Annotated in this window: 14 protein-coding genes; 5 read left to right on the top strand and 9 right to left on the bottom strand. The window is 42.1% G+C overall.

Annotation, left to right across the window (positions count from 1 at the left end; all coding sequences use genetic code 11):
- Positions 1–161 precede the first annotated feature (161 nt).
- The 3 genes from J8Z24_RS06310 to J8Z24_RS06300 are packed head-to-tail and all read right to left on the bottom strand — an operon-like array spanning position 162 to position 3520.
- Positions 162–1298 carry an ABC transporter permease gene (locus tag J8Z24_RS06310; RefSeq protein WP_125253856.1) on the bottom strand — a complete coding sequence of 379 codons (1137 nt, stop codon included), beginning with the start codon at positions 1296–1298 and terminating at the stop codon, positions 162–164.
- On the bottom strand, positions 1295–2029 hold the full coding sequence (locus J8Z24_RS06305; RefSeq protein ID WP_128729906.1) for an ABC transporter ATP-binding protein: 735 nt from the start codon (positions 2027–2029) through the stop codon (positions 1295–1297). Before J8Z24_RS06305 ends, J8Z24_RS06310 begins: the two co-directional genes overlap by 4 nt.
- Before the next feature lie 3 nt (positions 2030–2032).
- Positions 2033–3520, bottom strand: coding sequence for an alpha/beta hydrolase (locus J8Z24_RS06300; protein ID WP_128729905.1), 1488 nt, complete (start codon positions 3518–3520; stop codon positions 2033–2035).
- An 89-nt stretch (positions 3521–3609) separates the two neighbouring features.
- Here J8Z24_RS06300 and J8Z24_RS06295 point away from each other — a divergent pair, with 89 nt between their 5' ends.
- Genes J8Z24_RS06295 through J8Z24_RS06285 form a run of 3 tightly spaced genes read left to right on the top strand, consistent with a single transcriptional unit; the run spans position 3610 to position 6064 of the window.
- Positions 3610–3981: a GntR family transcriptional regulator gene (locus J8Z24_RS06295; RefSeq protein ID WP_125253853.1), complete on the top strand. Its 372-nt coding sequence runs from the start codon at positions 3610–3612 to the stop codon at positions 3979–3981.
- Positions 3981–4814, top strand: a complete 834-nt coding sequence (locus tag J8Z24_RS06290; RefSeq protein WP_252095477.1) for an ABC transporter ATP-binding protein — start codon at positions 3981–3983, stop codon at positions 4812–4814. The genes J8Z24_RS06295 and J8Z24_RS06290 overlap by 1 nt, the downstream gene beginning before the upstream one ends.
- On the top strand, positions 4811–6064 hold the full coding sequence (locus J8Z24_RS06285; protein WP_176031851.1) for a hypothetical protein: 1254 nt from the start codon (positions 4811–4813) through the stop codon (positions 6062–6064). Before J8Z24_RS06290 ends, J8Z24_RS06285 begins: the two co-directional genes overlap by 4 nt.
- A gap of 3 nt (positions 6065–6067) precedes the next feature.
- On the opposite strand, the gene J8Z24_RS06280 is transcribed toward J8Z24_RS06285, so the two are convergent.
- Positions 6068–6622, bottom strand: coding sequence for a TIGR00645 family protein (locus J8Z24_RS06280; RefSeq protein ID WP_125253850.1), 555 nt, complete (start codon positions 6620–6622; stop codon positions 6068–6070).
- Between the two features lie 179 nt (positions 6623–6801).
- Between J8Z24_RS06280 and J8Z24_RS06275 the strand changes: the two genes are divergently transcribed.
- Complete coding sequence (locus tag J8Z24_RS06275) at positions 6802–7044, top strand: hypothetical protein (protein WP_252095476.1); 243 nt, start codon at positions 6802–6804, stop codon at positions 7042–7044.
- Positions 7045–7107: 63 nt separating this feature from the next.
- On the opposite strand, the gene topA is transcribed toward J8Z24_RS06275, so the two are convergent.
- Positions 7108–9753 carry a type I DNA topoisomerase gene (gene topA, locus J8Z24_RS06270; protein ID WP_252095475.1) on the bottom strand — a complete coding sequence of 882 codons (2646 nt, stop codon included), beginning with the start codon at positions 9751–9753 and terminating at the stop codon, positions 7108–7110.
- A 250-nt stretch (positions 9754–10003) separates the two neighbouring features.
- Positions 10004–12994 (bottom strand): Ig-like domain-containing protein, encoded by a 2991-nt coding sequence (locus J8Z24_RS06265; RefSeq protein WP_252095474.1) that lies wholly within the window; start codon positions 12992–12994, stop codon positions 10004–10006.
- Between the two features lie 171 nt (positions 12995–13165).
- Between J8Z24_RS06265 and J8Z24_RS06260 the strand changes: the two genes are divergently transcribed.
- Positions 13166–14500, top strand: a complete 1335-nt coding sequence (locus J8Z24_RS06260; protein ID WP_252095473.1) for a dicarboxylate/amino acid:cation symporter — start codon at positions 13166–13168, stop codon at positions 14498–14500.
- A 98-nt stretch (positions 14501–14598) separates the two neighbouring features.
- On the opposite strand, the gene J8Z24_RS06255 is transcribed toward J8Z24_RS06260, so the two are convergent.
- The 3 genes from J8Z24_RS06255 to J8Z24_RS06245 all read right to left on the bottom strand — a co-directional run bounded on the left by J8Z24_RS06255 (position 14599) and on the right by J8Z24_RS06245 (position 19405).
- Entirely contained in the window at positions 14599–17265 is a 2667-nt protein-coding gene (locus J8Z24_RS06255) for a TonB-dependent receptor plug domain-containing protein (RefSeq protein ID WP_147389277.1), read from the bottom strand.
- A gap of 672 nt (positions 17266–17937) precedes the next feature.
- Positions 17938–18594: a DUF2987 domain-containing protein gene (locus J8Z24_RS06250; RefSeq protein ID WP_176031857.1), complete on the bottom strand. Its 657-nt coding sequence runs from the start codon at positions 18592–18594 to the stop codon at positions 17938–17940.
- Positions 18584–19405 carry a glucosaminidase domain-containing protein gene (locus tag J8Z24_RS06245; RefSeq protein ID WP_176031858.1) on the bottom strand — a complete coding sequence of 274 codons (822 nt, stop codon included), beginning with the start codon at positions 19403–19405 and terminating at the stop codon, positions 18584–18586. Before J8Z24_RS06245 ends, J8Z24_RS06250 begins: the two co-directional genes overlap by 11 nt.
- Positions 19406–19534 lie beyond the last annotated feature (129 nt).

Genomic DNA, 19534 nt, shown 5'->3' with positions numbered 1-19534 from the left:
TGTAGTAAAGCTTTCAAGCTTTGCTACATTACTACATCAATTATGGGGCGCTGATTATACGTGAATTTACAGTGAGGTTAAATACAAAAAATGGCGCTTACATGGAGCGCCATTTTCATTTATCTTGGGGTGTAGATCTCAAGCGAACTAATTCATTGATATTATAATCCGAACACCACTTTTTCACTTTTCAGCATGCGGCTACTTAAGTAGGTAAAGATAGCAAATAGCCCCAAAGTTACCGCACTAGAGAGTAATAACTGCGGTACAGGGATAGCATTACCTTTGATGATCTCTATCATGGCATTTTGCTGAGCCGCGATAGGCATCCACTGCATAATATCCGTGGCGATATCATACGTTGTCGCCATACTCATCATTACTGGAATAAACAACGCCATTGCGACATAAGATTGTGCTTCTTTAAAAGACTTGGCAAGAAAAGAGATAAAGATAAGCAAACTGGCAGACATTAGTGCTATTGGTAAGCCAATTAAAATCGCTGTAACAATAAACGTAAAATCAATAATAACGGTAAAGCCCATCATTTCCCACGGCACCATGTTGTATGCAAACTTAGAGACTACAGTGGTTAAAATTAATGCAATGATAGAGAAACCTGCAATTGCGCCTACTTTAGCTAGTACAATATGTGTTGTGCTTATTGGGTGACTCAATAACAGTTGTAAAGAGTTGCGCTCTCTCTCTCCTGCACTGCTGTCAATGGCCATTCCCATCGCAGCGTAAAAAAGCGAAATAATAATAGATAGCGTGGCAATCCCAAGCACAAATCCACCTTTAGAAGTAGGCGTTGCTTGATCATGTGTTTGCACGTCGATTGCGCGGGCAATGGTTGGGTCAATACCACGGGCCACCAGACGTAGTGAAGCAACTTCGCTGTTGTATAGCATCAAATTACGTTCCAAACGATTAATTGACGCACGTAGTTTTTGCTCTGATTTATCCGCAATAATAAATACCGTGGCGCTCTTTCCTTGCGTCATATTGACCTGATAATCGTCACTGATCTCCAAAGTAATCGCTTTAACTTCCTCTCCCTCTCCATGTTCAATTTCTTTACTTGCAAGGAACTGCACGAGATTTGGTGCATTATGTGCATTTTTTATCGTGATTTTTAATGCCTCTGGTGATGCCATTTGTTTAAACATCACGGTAAACAGTACACACATTAGGATGGGCGCACCAATACAGTAGTAAAGTCCGGCCATTACTGAGCGCTTATCTCGACTTGCATCTAGCACTTCTTTTTTAAACAATATTGAAATCAACTTCATCATGCCGCAATTCCTTCATCTGTACCAATTAAGGTGATAAATGCTTCTTCCAAGGAGGTTTTACCTGTTTGCTCACAAAGTGATTGCGGGGAGCCTTGTGCGACCACTTTACCTTTGGCCATCACGACCACATGATCGCAAAGTGCTGCGACTTCTTGCATTACGTGGCTTGAAAACAACACACAGTGACCTTGTGCTTTTAACATCAACAGCAGATCACGTAGCACTCTGGTACTCATTACATCCAGCCCTCGAGTCGGCTCATCCAGAACAATATTTGTTGGTTTATGTACAATCGCTTGTGCTAGCGCTGTTTTCATTCTCTGACCTTGAGAAAACCCTTTGCAACGCCTATCAGCGATATCAAGCATTTGTAACTTCTCAAGTACCGTTTGTGTGGCAGCTGCGGCTGCCTTTGGTTCCATACCACTCAACTGTGCATAAAACTGAGTGTATTCACGTGGTGTCATTCGTTCATAGAGCCCACATGGATCGGGAAATAAGCCAAGCTGCTGTTTCGCTTTTGTTGGCTCTTTAGCAACATCAATATTATCTATCGTGGCATGACCTTTATCAGCCTGAAGCAAACCAAACACAGTGCGCAAACATGTTGTTTTACCAGCACCATTCGGGCCTAGTAACCCCGTAATTTGGCCATCACTAGCTGTGAATGAAAGCCCATCTAACGCGTTCACTTCACCAATTTTTTTATATAAGTTATCTACTTGGATCATGACTTACTCCTTATCAGCAATGCTGGCTGGGCCATTAATATTCATAAAGAATTGCTTACGTGTATCTTCTTGAAGGCAACTAGTATCAAAATCTCCGACAGCTTTTTCATCATAAAACTTAGCAATAAGTTTATTTGCACAGCTTTGACTCGCAACAATATGGGTTGCTGTCGGTGCCACTAAATGGGTTGCATTAGTCAGTTTTTCCATCGCCACTTCAGCCCACTTTGCTGGCGTAGCTGGGTCTAAACCACCAGATAGCAAAAGCGTTGGTATATCAGACTCTACAGGGTCATAGTAGCTATCAGGAACCGGTTTAACATCCCATATTGGGCAGGTAATATCGAGACCTTCAACCATTGTCTTACCAATATAATTCTTGCTGTACTTCTCTTTATCGGCACCTGATAATCTTGCCCAGTCTTCACCACATACAATGGCCTGATGCATACCAAGGGCGAGATCCATACCGTCCTCATTCGGCGCCATCATACCCACTAAAGGTAATACGTTACCTTTACTCGCTTCACTAATAGCAAGAGGGATCAACACTCTTGAAGGATGAGCATAAAGAGCCATCCTGATTGCGCCATATAGCTTAGACTTAGTCATTGTCATATCTAATGGCTGACTTGTCCTTGGGTGCAAAACGGATACTTTAAGTGGAGTTTGCTCAACTTGTGTCAGTAATGATTGCCAACGCTGGGCTAAATTAGGGTAAGCTTGGGCGCATTTTTGATCCGACTGGCATTGTTTAAACAACGCATTCAACGAGTCTTCAATCGCCCCGCCAATCGCTAATAAGCTTTGGTTACTTGGTGCAAGACCGTCTAATACTGCTGACGCCACGCTATCAGGGAACTGTCTCATATACTCAAGTGCAATACGAGTGCCATAAGAGCCACCGTATAAATGCAGCTTACTATAGCCAAGCGCTTTTCTTACCGCATCGAAGTCTTTGGCCGCAGCGGGGGTGGTGTAATCAGACAAGTCTGTCGCTAGTTTTTCTTTACACTCAATAGTGTCTTCTTTGTAAAAGTCTAAGCCTAATAAAGTATCATCCACAGCAAACTGGCTTGCGAGATCATCAAGCCCACACTGTAAAAGATTAGACTTTCCAGTTCCTCTTTGGTCAACAAGGATGATGTCTCTATTCTCTCTGGCATATTTTAAAATGCGCTCAAAGTTCGCTGCGATGCTCGTCGCCGACTGCCCAGGACCGCCTGCAAACGCGAGTATTGCTTCTTGCGGATATAAGGGCTTGATAGCAGGAATAACCATAAAGTGAATATCAATTTTTTGATCTTGTTTTTCATCACTTAATGGTTGCGACAATGTACCACACTGCACTCTATCACTCAGGTGTTTAGCGTAGCAAGGCGCTAATTCAACTGCTGATGTCGCTGCACGAAGTGGCAACGCAGCACTAATAAGTAAGGGTACTGCCGCCAACTTTACTAAGTTTTTCTTAATGTTAAATGGCTTTTTCATAGTTAATTCCTTGTTGACTCATCGCCAGTATGCTAACTTTAAATGAGTGTATCAGTGTATTATTGTATTAATACAGTAGAATCAGAGTAATGCTAGATCTTATTCATGTCAACCCCAACAGCGCAGAGCCCATATACAAACAGCTATTTGATCAAATAGTGCGGTTAATCGTGTCTGGTAAAGCACATCCCGGAGACGAATTGCCTTCGGTGAGAAAACTTGCAGAGTACTTTGCAGTCAACCCCATGACAGTATCTCGTGCAATTGGGCAACTAGTAGATCAAGGTTGGCTTGAACGCAGACGCGGTCAGCCAACCCGGGTAGCAAAGCAACTAGCCATGCAACAAACGGACAACCTTCTGCAAAAAAATTTAAGTATTTTAATCACTGACGCTAAGCAACTGGGGATAAGTAAAACAGAGTTGTTATCATTGATAGATAAAAACTGGGAACAAGAATAATGACAAGCCCACTACTAGAATTTAATCAAGTAAATAAGCAGTTTGCAGGTAAAGCTGTTTTAAACAATATCAACCTTATTATTGAGCCGGGTATGGTGATGGGGTTATTGGGGCGAAATGGTGCGGGTAAAACCACATTATTACGTATCGCCCTTGGCCTGATCTCACAAAACACGGGAGTCGTAAGGTGTTTAGACAGTGACAATCGGCAGCTTAGTCCTGCATGCAAGCAAAGAATCGGATATGTACCCCAACAACCGTGTGGCTATCAAGGATTTAAAGTCAATGATGCACTGGCACTACACAAAAGCTTTTACCCTAACTGGGACAGTACGCTAGAGCAAACATGGCTATCGCGACTTGAGCTTGATGGCAACGCGCTAGTGAGTAACCTTTCTGGTGGACAGCAACAAAGCTTAGCGCTTATCATGGCTATGTCATACCGTCCACAGTTACTGATTTTGGATGAACCCGTTTCCAGCTTAGACCCCATTGCACGCCGAGCTTTTATGAGTGATTTGTTTGAGTTGGCATTGGAAGCAGGTTCAGGGGTGCTTTTCTCTTCCCATATCACCTCAGATGTCGAACGTATCGCGAGCCATATTGCAATCATCAAAGACGGAGAGGTACTCGTTTCGGGAGAACTCGACAGCTTAAAAGAACAGATCAAAATTGTTCCAAATAGCGCCAGCGACCCTTTACCCGGAGCCACAATACTTCATCAGTCTCAGCGTTCTACCGTATATCAAGCAAGCTCCTGTAACTTAAGATCCAAAAAACCTGAACATAACATCACAAATCTTGAGCAGCTTTTTGTGGAGCTACATCAATGAGATTCATCGGCAAGGCAAATTACTGGTCAGGATTCTCTGGACTGTGGATGAAAGAATGTGGCTCCGCCAACTTCTTCATTCCTGGCGTATTAGGCGCATTAGTGTCTCCTTTTGCGTTCATGATAGCAGATCAACATCTTCAAAGTTTTGCTTTAGTTTTCTCACTTAGTGCTTTATGGATGGCGTTCTGCTGGCAAGTTGTCAAACTTCAGGCGCAAGAAGGAGCAATGTTATTCCCTGCGCTCAAGCATCATGTTTACAAGCAAGGTGGACTTATTTTATTACTTGGCTACGCGTTCAATGCGCTAGCTATGATAAACCAACCGGTGCTTGAGGTTATCTGTAGCATGCTATTTGCCAGCGCATACTGCGGCTACTTCTTTTTGCTCACGCAAAGAAGCAGTCGCCACTTTAAGCACAATAGTTACTTCTTTATGCTGCTTTTAATGGCTGCTATGTTTTTTGGTCACCAACCAACTACATTAGCCGCGTTAGCGATCCCACCGAGCCTCATTGCTTTATACTTCATTTTTACAAGGCAAAAAAACTGCCACTGGCACCCAGAGGCCTATCAAACCTACCTTAATAATATTCAAACGGGGTTACTACCTGTTCATACTTTCACGCCAGCTTGGTTGACACAGAAGTTTCGGCATTTTTTGATGCCTATGAGTTATTTTTCTGGAAACTTGCTGCTACAAACCTGCCAACTTTTTGTGTTAGCAGGTCTCCTTGCAATAATTGCCGCCGTGTTTTTTGATGCCAACTCTCAGTTTTTGATGATGTTTATGGATGTGCTGACAATTATGGTTGCGATTTTCGTGTGTTGGTCAAAGCTACAAACTAGGATGAGCTGGGATCAACTCTATTTGCTTCCTATCTACTCGAGCCTGACTTCCATTAAACGGGCATATCACATTGCCGCATGCAAACTGGCTCTATGCCTGGCACTATATCAACTTATTATCATACTTGTTTGCGACAGCTTGTCTGCACTACAACCTTACTCCGTTTATATTCTCATTTTTGCAGGCTCAGTATCCAGTTTTATGCTGTGTATTGCCCTTGGCAGTATTGTTAACAATACTATTTCACTCTCACTCTCCTGCATGTTCGCTCTGGTTTTAGACAGTGCTCTAAAAACTTACCTTTTAGAGCATCATCAAGCTATCAGTAGCGTACTTGTGATGTTTGGCTACTGTATAGCTATCAGCTTGCTACTTTTATATGCAAGTAAAAAGGTTGAGTAACGCTTAGTGGGAATGCGTCCGACTGTTTATAAAGTCTGTCACAGAGAATAACACCCCAGAAATAACAAAAGTGATATGGATCCCAACTTTCCATGCGAGTTGTTCGCTGGTTAACTCGTGAGAGTGAATAAATACTTTTAATAGTTCTACGGCTGAGATAGCCACAATGGCACTAATAAGCTTGATTTTGAGGCCAGAAAACCCAACCTTTCCCATCCAGGTAGGCTTATCTTCTTGCGGTTCAACATTTAACTTCGAAACAAAATTTTCATACCCACTAAAAATAATGATGATTAATAGCCCTGCCAAAAGAGCAGTATCAACCAGTGTTAAAATACCAATTAACAGCTCTTGATTTGTCGCGCTAAGCGCGGTGATAGTCATGACATAGAGCTGCTTAAAAAACTTTAATAGCAGTAGTACTATCGCTAATAACAAACCAACAAAAAAAGGAGCTAGAAGCCATCTACCTTTAAAAAGAGTTCGCTCTAAAAGGTGCTCGTAGCGATTAGGCTGCTCACTTTTAGACCTAACATCTTGTTCCATATTATTACTCATTACCTTGTTCTAAAGATTACATTTAACCGCTAAATGTAGCATTATGAATCCTAATTCTCACGTTTTATTGTTCATAACTTAAATCAATTTTTTGCTCTTTAAGACAAAATTAATTCGTTTTCTTTATTTTAATTTTTGCTTTAAAACGTACTTGTTCTTTCAATTAACAGGTAAAACGAATGAAAACCTTAACTTCATCATTAATCGCTCTGTCTTTATTTGCTTCTACTTTGGTAAAGGCAAACGATGAGTTACCAGTTGCACCCACAGACTTGGTTCAAGAGCTAACTGAAATGTGCCTTGATTGGGCAAAAGATGATGAGGTACAAGCCTCCGAACTAAAAAGGTATGTACTAAGCTGTGTAAATGATGAATTACAAGCGACTAGATATCAAAAAGTCAAAGATGTAGAAATCAAATAGTAGTAACATATGCAGGTAAGAGGCTGCTCAAGAGATTGAGCAGCCTTATGTCCTTAAAAGCGGTTAGGCTTTTTTCTTACGTGTCGCCTTTTCTTCCTCAACCCATTTACCATCGCTGTAAGTTGCCTTCCAGCCAGTAGCCTTGCCGTCTACTTCGGTCATTACATATTGAGTCTTGGTTTTTCTTGAGTAACGCACAATTGCCAAGTTTCCATCTGAGTCTTGCTCTGGTGCGTCAGCCAAATAATAAAATTTTGGCGAAATTCTATCTCTAAAGCGTTTAAGCTCTGCAACTTTTGGTGCCCTTGTTTCTCGCGATTTAGGGAACGTATGCGCCGCTAAGAAAATACCAGATGCACCATCACGTAGCACGAAATGCGCGTCTGATTTTTCACACTCTAATTCAGGTAATGGAACTGGATCTTCCTTAGGTGGCGCAGCCTCACCATTTTTCAATAATTTTCGCGTATTTTTGCACGACTCGTTGGTACAGCCAAAATATTTGCCAAATCGCCCAGATTTAAGCTGCATATCCGCGCCACACTTGTCACACTCAATAACAGGGCCATCATAGCCTTTGATTTTGAATGAACCAGTTTCAATCACATAACCCTTACATGCAGGATTATTACCACAGACATGAAGCTTTTTGGTTTCATCAATGAGGTACGAGTCCATTGCTGTTTCACAAATAGGGCACCGCTTCATGTGACGAAGTGACTCAGCTTCTGCCTCTTCATCTGCATCCGCTGCAACAGCTTCATCACCTGATACAAGGTTAATTGTTGTGGTACAACGTTCTTTGGGGGGCAAATTATAACCAGTACAACCCAAGAAAACACCGGTTGAAGCTGTACGGATCCCCATCTTTCTTGAACAAGTTGGGCAGTCAATGTCTGTTTCTACCATGACATTTTGTCGCATTCCGCCTTCATTTTCATCACCGGCAGCAATTTCTAACTGATGAGAAAAATCAGCATAGAACTTGTCTAGTACCTGCGTCCAAACCCGCTCACCTTCTGCAATATCATCCAGTCGACCTTCCATTTTCGCAGTGAAATCAAAGTTCATCAAGTCGTTGAAGTTTTCCACCAAGCGGTCGGTAACAATTTCACCCATTTTCTCGGCATAAAAACGTCGATTCTCTACACGTACATAGCCTCTATCTTGAATGGTCGAGATAATAGCAGCATAGGTAGAAGGTCGGCCAATACCTCGCTTTTCTAGCTCTTTAACCAAACTTGCTTCACTATATCGCGCTGGTGGCTTTGTAAAGTGTTGTTTCGGGTCTAATGCAATCAAGTTGAGTTTATCACCCACACTTACACTTGGTAGCGCTTGATCTTCTTCATTTTTCTTACGAACTGAAGGTTGTACACGAGTCCAACCGTCAAACCTAAGTACGCGGCCTTTAGCCTTCAAGGTGTAGTCTTCTGCCGCCACGGTAAGCGTCGTTAGATCATACTCAGCTGGGGTCATCTGGCAGGCTACAAATTGACGCCAAATCAGCTCATACAGTTTTTTAGCATCCGCTTCCACGCCATCAAGATGACCAGACAACACGTTTACATCTGAAGGACGAATAGCTTCGTGTGCTTCTTGTGCATTTCCTTTCGCCGAGTAGCGCAGTGGACCATCCGGCAAATATTTATTACCAAACTCGTTTTCGATGTAGCCACGACACATTTCAAGCGCGTCATTGGATAGGTTTGTCGAGTCGGTACGCATGTAGGTAATGTAACCAGCTTCATAGAGACGCTGGGCTAGCATCATGGTCTTCTTAACCCCATAACCTAAGCGAGTACTTGCAGCCTGCTGCATTGTCGAGGTAATAAATGGTGCACTCGGCTTACTCTTACTTGGCTTTTCTTCAACTTTGACGACTTCGTAAGCACTGTTTTCGAGCACTTGAACAGCAGTATCAGCCTGCGTTTTATTTACTGGTTTAAATGCTTCGCCTTTAAACTTAGTAACCGCTAGGCGAATATCATCTTTTGTTGCTTTAACATCTGCGTGAATATCCCAAAACTCTTCTGGAATAAATGCTTTTATCTCACGCTCTCGTTCAACAAGTAATCTTACTGCAACTGATTGCACTCGACCAGCAGACAGCCCTCTGGCAACCTTTTGCCAAAGCAATGGCGAAACCATAAAGCCCACAACACGGTCAAGGAATCGTCTTGCCTGTTGTGCATATACCATGTCAGTATTTAGCTCACCTGGATCTTCAAAAGCTTGCTTTATCGCATTTTTGGTGATCTCATTAAATACCACGCGCTTGTATTTACTTTCATCACCGCCAATGATTTGCTCAAGGTGCCAAGCAATCGCTTCCCCTTCTCTATCCAAATCCGTCGCCAGATAGATGTGGTCTGCATCTTCAGCAAGTTTTTGTAGCTCTTGAACTACCTTTTCTTTACCAGGCAAAATTTCGTAATGCGGTTCCCAACCCTTTTCAGGGTCAATCCCCATCCTCGCAACCAAGTTTGCATAGTCTTTTTGCTTTTTGTATTGCGCTTTTTCTTCAGGTGACATTTTGCGTACTTCAGCTGGCGACTTAGTTGCCAAACCTTTTGTTTTGCCTGCGCCTGAAGTAGGAAGATCTCGAACATGACCTACACTGGATTTAACAATGTAGTCCTTGCCGAGGTATTTATTGATTGTTTTTGCCTTCGCGGGAGACTCTACAATTACTAGCGATTTGCCCATAGCTGCCTATTTTTGACCGATTCTGTCTGTGTTTGCCCTTACTTGGGCGTTGAATTACTTATAGGTATATCTACAAACACCTATTGTTACAAGCTAAATATACGAACTTTTCCCTGATCACTGAATTATTATCCAATTTATGTACAATAAACAGCCAATTTAGGGACGTTTTCTTTTATATAAGGTTAAGGCACGGGAATATAAAGGAATAGAAAGAAAAATGCCAACCCGAAAGTTGGCATTTGAAGAATTAACCTGCGTCTCTGACTTTTATACCTTTGTTGCTAACTTTCCTGTCGCTGTCATCATCTCCTAAAGCAGGAAATGTAAATTTAATGTTCAGAAGACCTTCAAACTTATTGTTTGGTTCAGTTTCAGGTACTAGAATAACCTCAATTTCACCTGGTATTGCCTTTCCACTGTTACTAACTACGCGCGTGATTGTCCCACCTGTTAATTCGCCATTATTTGTGGAAATCTCCACATCAGTGCCGGCGGGCAATGGATTTCCAAACTCATCACTAAAGAAGATAGTGATAGGAACAGAAGCAGGGCTGTCTGATACAGTAAAGTCTACTTCTGCGATATCACAATAGCCATCTTGATCAGACGTTTCCAAAACTAAGCCATTACTATTAGCACAAGTACCTGAGTCTGTTAATGACTGAAACACCGTGAAGCGGACATAGGGCACATCTCCAGACATTACTAATTCAAACTGCCTGTAGACATTTACCAGTTCCCTAGTACACTCACCAGCATTTTCGGCAGCTTCCGAGCACAGCAACCCGTTATACCTGCCATCGCCTTCAAAAGTGCCGTTGCCATCAGTATCAAAGTCAAATAAACCATTATTATTTGTATCTATCCACCAATCGTCATGCCCGCCATTCTTCGTCCCAGTAGGAGAACATGGACCCGAGTTAGCAGTAACATCACAATCTTCTTTATCGAACCGTCCATTTTCATTTGTGTCTAAAAAAGCTTCAGTCAGATCATACTCTTGCCTATATTCACCAATATCAAATCGACCATTCCTACGCTCAATACCATCACTGGATTGTTCATCTCGAAAATTCTCTTGACCTTTAACAAAAGCTAGCACACTTACGCGCCCCCCAACCACTACGCGTCTGAGAGCTGTCGTTTCTCCATCAGTTATAGATGCATCTCTTTGTCTTAACATCCCCTCAATACAAGGAGCTGGACTGCCAAAATAAGGATCACAATTCCAATTTGAGGGCTCTGCTTTTTGGCTATTCGATAGAGTTGCGGCCAATTTTGGTGCAACTCCTTCATATGTATTTGAATTACCGTCAATGTCACCGATTCGATTACCCCAGCGATAATCATAAAAAGGTCTATCGCCTTGGCTGCGCCACACAACAGTACAAGAAGCCTGGTTTGTTCGGCAATCATAAGTGTCAGGTGAATCAAGGCTACCTATTGCCCCAGCCTCTGCAATAACGGTTGCAGCGACCCCATCAGCATTAAATTGGTTGAATTGATCGCCAAAAAATAACCTTATATCGGTGGTTACTCCGCTATGATTAAGTGAGTTGGTATTAAACGTGGTTGGAGAGGCATCAAATGTATCTTGATCGGTAACACCAGAGCTTAATATTAAGCCTGAAGACACACCAAAAATCTGTTCACTTAGTGGGATTGTATGCATAACGCCAGTAGGACAACGAACATCATCGTTTGTGGCATCAGTATCGTTACATGCCTTTGCAATATCTGTCCAGCAAGTTATTGCGTCACCATCTGGCAAGTTAACGAAAGATTCTTCTGGGATATAACATGCACTAACAACAAGTGGCCCCGGTACGATACCTGACTTAACTGTAGTTCTCACAATACCATTAGCATTGGTATTACCCGTAATTTGCGTAAGAGAGGCCAAGCCTTGCTCATCAGATAACCTGAAATCAACACGAGCACGGGGAATTGCAAGATTGTCTTCATCGACTAGCTTAAAGCTCACGACTGATTGCGTCGGCAAGCCCCCTTCGCCTGGAGGTAAAGCAATAAACTGGTTGAAGCCTTCTTCTTCTGGTAAAAACTGTACGGCCTGTGCAAGTGCACTGTCGATCTCAATCGTGGTTTCTTTGTTAATTGGCGAACTACCGTTTTGAATGGTCACTGAAATGCGGTCTTCACCTTGACAGCCTTTAGCGCGGTAAGTAGAGCGTGCAATACCGTTTGACGTGTTCACACTTTCATCAAGTTCGGCCAAAGCCGGTGTAGCAGATGAACAAGGGGAACTAAATGCCACCTCAAATGCGCTATTAATTAAGGCACCATTTTGGTCTTTCAGCGTTACAGTAATCACGGTACTACCACCAGCTGAAAGCTGTTGTTGAACGCCATCACCATCAACCAGGCCGTTATCAATAGACACATTTAGCTGCGCAACACCGACGTTAAAGTTAATTGCTTGGGTAACATCAACATAGTCTGGTGAATTTACGGTTATCGTCCCTGCTCCACCTTGATTTCCTGGTTGAAACTTTAAGATAGCGATACCAAAATTATCAGTTAACGCTGTGCCAGTTGCAGGTAAAATGGTACCCAATGTAGTTTCAGCACTAATTAGCGCATTAGCGATTGCATCACTTGTTTGACTTGAGGTGAGCTTGATAAAAATATCAGCAGTTTCATTTGATGACACCTGATTAACACGCGTACACCCCGCCGCAATTGGATCTATCATTGCTTGGTCACGATTTGTATCCCAGCCCACAGGACACTGGCTTAGTAGCATCACCTCAAGCTTACCTGAGGCCGTATTATCTGAGTTGTCACCACCACCTTGGGAGGTAAAATCGAACGTCTTTGATACTGTGTTACTACCTTGTTCATAAGACGCTGTAATGCGACCAGCTCCGACCACATTGGTTACCTTTAGGGTAACCGAAGCTTTCCCTTCTGTATCAGTTAACACTGAACCTGAACTAGGTTCCATTACTGCAAACTCATCGCTTTCAAAAACAACGCGACTGTTCGCAAGCGCGCTGCCATCTTTTGTTAATGTTGCTGTAATAATGAGAGGAGAAGTGGACGAAAGTGTATTTGCTGTATTACCGTCGCTGTCTGAACCTGATAATGTTATAGCGTATGTGCCATCACTACCATCACCATTTCCATTGTCAGTATCTTTTTGAATGCTGCCGCCACCGCCGCATGCAGTCAGTAAAAATGCGATTATCAGCAAGCCAAAATAGCGCATCAAGGGCATTTACCTGTCTCCCTAGCTAAGTTAATTTTATTATTGCTCAATAGTAACCCAATTTTAGCGATAAAATCACAATTTTTTATTAGATTAACTCGATTTTCTATCGCTAAATGCTGTTCATCTGCGCTAAGCCTGTTAAGCTTTACGGATTTTAAAATACATAGTGTTAGGACAATGTCAGAAAATCAAAAAATGGGCCTAACGGCGCGCATTATGATAGGTATGGTATTAGGCGTAGCGTTAGGCTTTATACTCCAGACCATACTTGGCGACAGCAAAGAAGTACTTATACCTTTAGGTCTTTTTGACCTGCCTGTTAAAGGTTTTTTTGTTGATGGTTTGTTTCATATCGGTGGCCAAATCTTTATTGCAAGCTTAAAGATGCTTGTTGTTCCTTTAGTTTTTATTTCATTAGTGTGTGGCACGTGTAGTCTAAGCGATCCGAAAAAGTTAGGCCGATTAGGTGGGAAATCTATCGGTCTTTATCTGATCACAACTGCGATAGCAATTACAGTTGCGATAACGCTGGCTCTGTTTTTTGCTCCAGGTGGAGACGTTGAAGTACCCAGCACAGCCTCGTTCGATGCAAAGCAAGCGCCAACCTTAGTTCAAGTTATTATCAATATGTTCCCAACCAACCCAATTGATGCGATGGCTAACGGCAATATGTTGCAAATCATTGTGTTCGCACTGTTGTTTGGTATTGCCATGGCACTGAGTGGAGATGCAGGGGCTCGATTGGCCGCAGTATTTGAAGATTTAAACACTATTGTGCTAAAGCTTGTCACTTTACTGATGAACGTTGCACCATACGGGGTATTTTGTTTGATGGCCAAGTTATTTACTACCATCGATATGGGCTTAATTGTTGAGCTTGGAAAATACTTTATGGTGGTAGTCTTGGCACTGCTTATTCATGCGTTTATTAACTACTCTATTTTGTTTAAGTTACTTACAGGGCTAAGCCCGGTTGTTTTCCTCAAAAAAATGAAAGATGCCTGCATGTTTGCATTTAGCACCTCGAGTTCCAGCGCGACTATGCCAGTGACATTAGAAACCGCAACTAAAAAGTTAGGTGCGCATAATTCGGTTGCTTCTTTTACTATACCGCTTGGTGCAACTATCAATATGGATGGTACTGCGATTATGCAGGGGGTAGCAACTGTCTTTATTGCCCAAGTATTCGGCGTTGACCTTACAATAAATGATTACTTAATGGTTATTCTTACAGCCACACTCGCCTCTGTTGGTACTGCAGGCGTTCCAGGTGTCGGTTTGATTATGTTGGCTATGGTGTTAAATCAAGTTGGACTACCTGTTGAGGGGATTGCGTTAATTATCGGTGTCGATAGATTACTTGATATGACGAGAACTGCTGTTAATGTCACTGGTGATTGTATGGTCACTTGTGTCGTTGCGAAATCAGAAAATGAATTTGATATCGCTGTTTTCAATGATCCTGACGCTGCAAAAGAGCTTGAAGAAACAACCTCTAGAGTCAAGACCTGATCCCAATTATTACAGTTAGTTTTATCCTTATTCGAAGCGATAAGGCTAAACACTAAAAAGCCGCACTTCAAAGTGCGGCTTTGTGCTTAAACAAGCGATTAAAATTGATAAGCGAACTTCACGTATGCTTGGCGACCAAGAATACTATGCGTTTTATTATCAATACCCATAGACTCCGATGGCGCTAATGGTGCTTCCTCATTAAATAGATTAGATGCACCTAATGTCACCGTCAGCTTTTCAACACCGATGTAACTCACACTAGTATCTACCGTGGTCCAAGAGTCAATCTTGTACTTATTGCCTTCGCTATCAGCAAGATCCCTATATGAATCGATGTAATTAACACTGATATTTGCTAGCCAATCGTTTTTCGCCCAATCCACACCAGCAGTCCAGCGAAATTCAGGATGTTGGTATTCACCATTTAGATCCTCAGAAAGGTTGAATGAATTGCCCTGCTCGTCACTTGCAAACGATTGTTCTTCAAAGCTTAACGCATAAGTTAAATTGTAATTAAACTTAAACTCCCCTAACTCTTGCGTTGTTAGTGCATATGCTAAATTAACATCGAAGCCATCCGTCTCGCGTCCACCGATATTAACGAAAGTATCATTGATTGTTAGAATACGACCTAACGTACTGCCTTGGTTAGGCGCTCGCACAACTAAATTAGGATCAGTACCGCAGCAATCTACCAGCTTTTGCGCACCTATCTTCTTAATGAGATCTTCCTGTTCATAATTCCAGTAATCAACACCAATACTAAAGTCTTCAGTGGCTTGCCATACTACCCCTAAGTTATAGTTTTCAGACTCTTCAGGTTGCAAGTTTTTGTTACCAGAGACAATAGCAGTATACTCATAAGGGCTACAGTCATCATCTGCACCAGTTTGGCGACAACGTTCTCGGTCAATCACACTTGGTGATTCGTCAGTCCGGCCAAGGTGTAGCTGGACTAACGAAGGCGCTCTAAATGCAGTACCCCATGAACCACGCACAACTAAACTATCCAGAGGCGCCCATCGGAATGCCACTTTTGGATCTGTAGTGGTACCAAAGTCACTGTAATCTTCATAACGTAAGGCTAATTGTAACTCTAGCGTGTCAAGTAGCGGTACACTAAACTCCGCAAAAATTGCTGTGTTATCACGATCACCATTCGCTTGGGTCGCTTCAGTACCGAAGATTTCTCCTCGAATATACTGGCTATCAGGGTTGTCTTCTATTTTCTCATAGCGATGTTCAAAGCCAAATGCAGCTGCAACATAACCTGCACCAAGTTCAAATAATTCACCTGACACCGTACCGTCTAGTGACTGCATTGTTGATGCACCGTAACGTGTTGTCGTTGTTTCAAAAAATGCCAGTCCCGCTTCTGTGTTAGTACTTGGTTCAAATGGATTCCATAGCCCTTCATCAATTGCTTGTTGTGCTCTTATTTTGTTAGGGAAACCATCAAAGCCTTTCTCTACTGCACTTGAGCGAATCGCCGAGTAAGCAATTTCCCATGACCAAGCTTGCCACTCACCACGTGCACCAAGTACTGCACGATAATACTCAGAATCAACATCTTTCTTACGATTACCTATATCCACAGTACGGCGGCGCATTGAAATATCTACACCATGTAAAAAGTGGTCCGGATCGTTAAATAGTGGGTGGTTTGGGTTGTCACCATCCATAAATAACTCAGTGAAGCTTGGAGAGCCTGCACCTTGAATAAAGGTTGATGTATGTTGAGCTGAGATTTCTGCAAATCCTTCAACCCCATCCATAATTTCTTGCACGCCATTGTAGTTAAAACTAATACGCTCTGTGGAAGGGATAGCAGTCATATGTGACGCAAAGTCATAGCGACAAATATTGCCAATATCTAGCGCAGGATCGCAGGTATCGTTACCCCAAATATCAGCAAAAGTTGTTTGTCTCACTTGAGTGCCATCATCTTCAGTACGGACGACTGGCAGTCTTGCCCACTGCTCATCCGTTAGCATACTTCTGACTACCTCAACACTGCCCGGATAACCCGCCGAACTTAGGGAGTTATTTCCTCCTCTAAAGCGTTGATCTGCAGATGCTGTATAGTCCCGATCAGCATAAGTTAAGTGGCCACGCTTAAAGTAATCCAGTGAAAAGTTATGATGACCATTTTGCGTTGACGATCCCCACAAAATAGTAAAGTTTTGCTCATCAGCGCCACCATCAGCAGTGTCTGATAGCTTAGCTGCAACTTCAAACCCGTCTATGTCATCGCGTAAAATAATATTAATTACACCTGCAACCGCATCAGAGCCGTACGTTGCTGAAGCACCGTCTTTTAAAATATCAATACGTTTTACCGATGATACTGGTATGGTATTCAAATCAACAAATGACGTTTCAATGTCTTTTGCAAATGGACTGACTGCAACACGTCGGCCATTTATAAGCACCAATGTCGATGACGCTCCTAACCCTCTAAGTGCCACACTAGAGCCGCCATTAGCGGTATCATCGCTCGAGTTACCTTGAGTACTGAATGTACCAGCACCGGATACCGGTAATTTTTGTAATGCACCGATGAGATCTGTTGATCCTGTTGATGCAAGATCCGCAGCAGATAAACTTTGGATAGGTGAAGGGCCTTCGAGATCTGTACGCTTAATATGTGAACCTGTCACTTCAATACGTTCTACTTGTTCTGTTTCTTCAGCGTTAACTTGTTGATTCATGCCGATTAACACTGCTATGGAGAGCGCACTGAGTGGTAATTTATAGGTCATCCTGTTTCCCCTTAAGTTAATAATTACTCTGTAGTTTTTTTAATAATCAAGCCATTATTAACACACCATTGAAACTTTAACAACGCATTTATTTAACATTAAGTTTCCATTTAAGGGTTGTACCTACAACTATACAAGATGAATGACAAGATTAATTAGATATTGATATTATTGATAAAAAAACAATAAAAATATCAGCTGAAAAGGGGAGTGCTCAATACCATAAACTTCATTAAGCTTGCTATTTTGAGGCGAGAAAATCTTGTCGATAATACCACTTCCGCACCCTACTCTCGCTGAAGTACCTTTCCCCCTCTAGGCAAGGCAAATTCACTTCCAATAGCTAGCTATTGGAAGTGAATTCATCGCAGTTAGCACTAAAACTGGCTACTAGAAAGGCATTCTTTATCCGCAGATCAGGTTATTTAGTTGTTACATAAGACATTTTTAACGCAGTTAACGTCTGATTTGCTTCTTCAAACTGAGCAGGCAAGTATTAAAGCTAATGGGTATAAGGCAAACTTGGAAACGGGCACCACATTGCTTACTTATGTGACGTTTGGAATTACTGAGGTTTTTGGTGTGATAACATGAGTAAGGGAAAGTTCACTGCGTTTTTGTGCTATAGCTGGCAACACAGTGAACGTGACATATCTATACTTAAAATTAGTGTTACAACGCGAGCCAAGGTTGAACTGATTTAATATCCGCTGCGTTTGCAAAAGGCGCTGTATTATGCTCCCAGCTTGATGGAATGCTAATTTGGCAGTTCTGCGTATTACACTGTGTGGCTGTACTTTTTAAAGCCGCATCATCGTTAAATGTAACGATCACCCCTTTATGCTCTGGTAAAAGGAAGGATAGTAAGTGCTTGATAAAGAAGCCTGACAGATCTGCTAATAAGGATTCAAATTCCATCTGCATCTTGTATAAATCAGACCTGCTAATAGAGTCGGCGTGAAATAGCTCTGCCTCTATTTGCATTTTTAGCTGGCATTCTGTATCGCCACCTTGGGTATCAATAATGACTTTCGCTTTATCCTTATCAAGCGCTTTGTCAAACGGCAACAATAATTGTGCTTCTTCAGTAAACGATAGCTGAAAATTGGCCGATTCTGTCACAATGTTACCACTACTAATTTGGCAAGGCTGCATGCTTACGGTGTCGACTAAATAAAAGCCAACTCGAGCAAACTCAAACTCGCCTTTATTCACGACTTTTAGGCGGTCATAAAAACTATCATAAGAAAATGTCACGGTACTAGCAAAAGCAAACGAGCTCCACCAAGTAACCAAAAGCGCCACCGCCACCACTAGTTTATTCTTCATCAAAATACGCTCTGTTGTGTCTGATCATATCATTTAGTTCACTAACATAATCTTCGCCTCGCTCTGAGTAGCTAAGCAAACCAGCGGTTAGTGCCGTTGCTTCTATAGGTACTTTTTCGGCTCTCAAGCCTGCACGTACTCCTCTTAACTCCTTGTACGCTTCATGCGTATTGATATTTCTAAAATAAGATTTAACAGCTGCACGTACTGACTTGAATGCACGAACTTCATGCTCAGCCTCATCAGCACGGCGCTTTGGGATCATACCGCAGCCTTTGGTGTAACACCATTGTCCAAAAAAGTTTAACCCGATCCGCGCGAACCGAGAAGTTCCCCATGCCGATTCATTAGCCGCTTGCATTAATGCTAGCTCTTTTGGAATAATATCCACTCGACGCAGTGCTTTTTTTAATGACGCTTCATTGATTTTCTCATTTTTTAAATCGTATTTAGAGAAAATAACAGCAACTTTTTCAACCTGTTTACGTGTCAGTGTTTCGCCAAATTGTAACATCATCAGTGCGATATCAAGTGTTGCACGTTGCTCCAAAATCAGCTTGTTTTCAGCCTCAACATGAGGCTTGATAAAATCAAAAAACGCTTTCTTCTTTGCTTGAATATCTTTAATGGCTGAAAAGTTGGGTAACTTGACACTGTGAAGTGGCTTTTCAGGCACTACTTTAACAATCTCAATTTCTTCCTCATCATTTTCTACAGGTGTAAATTGAGGCTCTGGCTCTTGTAGAAACGGATAGATGAGCGCCCAAACCGTCACTAACGCAACCAATAGTTTAATTAATTTTACTTGCATACCTACTCCCCATTGCGACGCTGTTCTAAAGCAGAGCCTATCTCCTTATTACTCTCAGAACCTTGCTATGATCTACACATAATAATTACTTTCTTCTGTTACTATTTGGTGTAGATCCATTTAATACGT

Source organism: Pseudoalteromonas sp. SCSIO 43201 (assembly GCF_023716725.1).
GTDB lineage: Bacteria > Pseudomonadota > Gammaproteobacteria > Enterobacterales > Alteromonadaceae > Pseudoalteromonas > Pseudoalteromonas peptidolytica.
The sequence above is the reverse complement of the archived record's forward strand: the minus strand, read 5'-3'. Positions and strand labels throughout refer to the sequence as shown.

What these genes read in the sequence shown, in the direction of transcription:
- J8Z24_RS06280 (WP_125253850.1), bottom strand. Translation starts at nt 6,622, where the DNA reads ATGAGTAATAATATGGAACAAGATGTTAGGTCTAAAAGTGAGCAGCCT.
- J8Z24_RS06245 (WP_176031858.1), bottom strand. Translation starts at nt 19,405, where the DNA reads ATGCAAGTAAAATTAATTAAACTATTGGTTGCGTTAGTGACGGTTTGG.
- J8Z24_RS06290 (WP_252095477.1), top strand. Translation starts at nt 3,981, where the DNA reads ATGACAAGCCCACTACTAGAATTTAATCAAGTAAATAAGCAGTTTGCA.
- J8Z24_RS06250 (WP_176031857.1), bottom strand. Translation starts at nt 18,594, where the DNA reads ATGAAGAATAAACTAGTGGTGGCGGTGGCGCTTTTGGTTACTTGGTGG.
- J8Z24_RS06300 (WP_128729905.1), bottom strand. Translation starts at nt 3,520, where the DNA reads ATGAAAAAGCCATTTAACATTAAGAAAAACTTAGTAAAGTTGGCGGCA.
- topA (WP_252095475.1), bottom strand. Translation starts at nt 9,753, where the DNA reads ATGGGCAAATCGCTAGTAATTGTAGAGTCTCCCGCGAAGGCAAAAACA.
- J8Z24_RS06275 (WP_252095476.1), top strand. Translation starts at nt 6,802, where the DNA reads ATGAAAACCTTAACTTCATCATTAATCGCTCTGTCTTTATTTGCTTCT.
- J8Z24_RS06295 (WP_125253853.1), top strand. Translation starts at nt 3,610, where the DNA reads ATGCTAGATCTTATTCATGTCAACCCCAACAGCGCAGAGCCCATATAC.
- J8Z24_RS06255 (WP_147389277.1), bottom strand. Translation starts at nt 17,265, where the DNA reads ATGACCTATAAATTACCACTCAGTGCGCTCTCCATAGCAGTGTTAATC.
- J8Z24_RS06265 (WP_252095474.1), bottom strand. Translation starts at nt 12,994, where the DNA reads ATGCCCTTGATGCGCTATTTTGGCTTGCTGATAATCGCATTTTTACTG.
- J8Z24_RS06260 (WP_252095473.1), top strand. Translation starts at nt 13,166, where the DNA reads ATGTCAGAAAATCAAAAAATGGGCCTAACGGCGCGCATTATGATAGGT.
- J8Z24_RS06305 (WP_128729906.1), bottom strand. Translation starts at nt 2,029, where the DNA reads ATGATCCAAGTAGATAACTTATATAAAAAAATTGGTGAAGTGAACGCG.
- J8Z24_RS06310 (WP_125253856.1), bottom strand. Translation starts at nt 1,298, where the DNA reads ATGATGAAGTTGATTTCAATATTGTTTAAAAAAGAAGTGCTAGATGCA.
- J8Z24_RS06285 (WP_176031851.1), top strand. Translation starts at nt 4,811, where the DNA reads ATGAGATTCATCGGCAAGGCAAATTACTGGTCAGGATTCTCTGGACTG.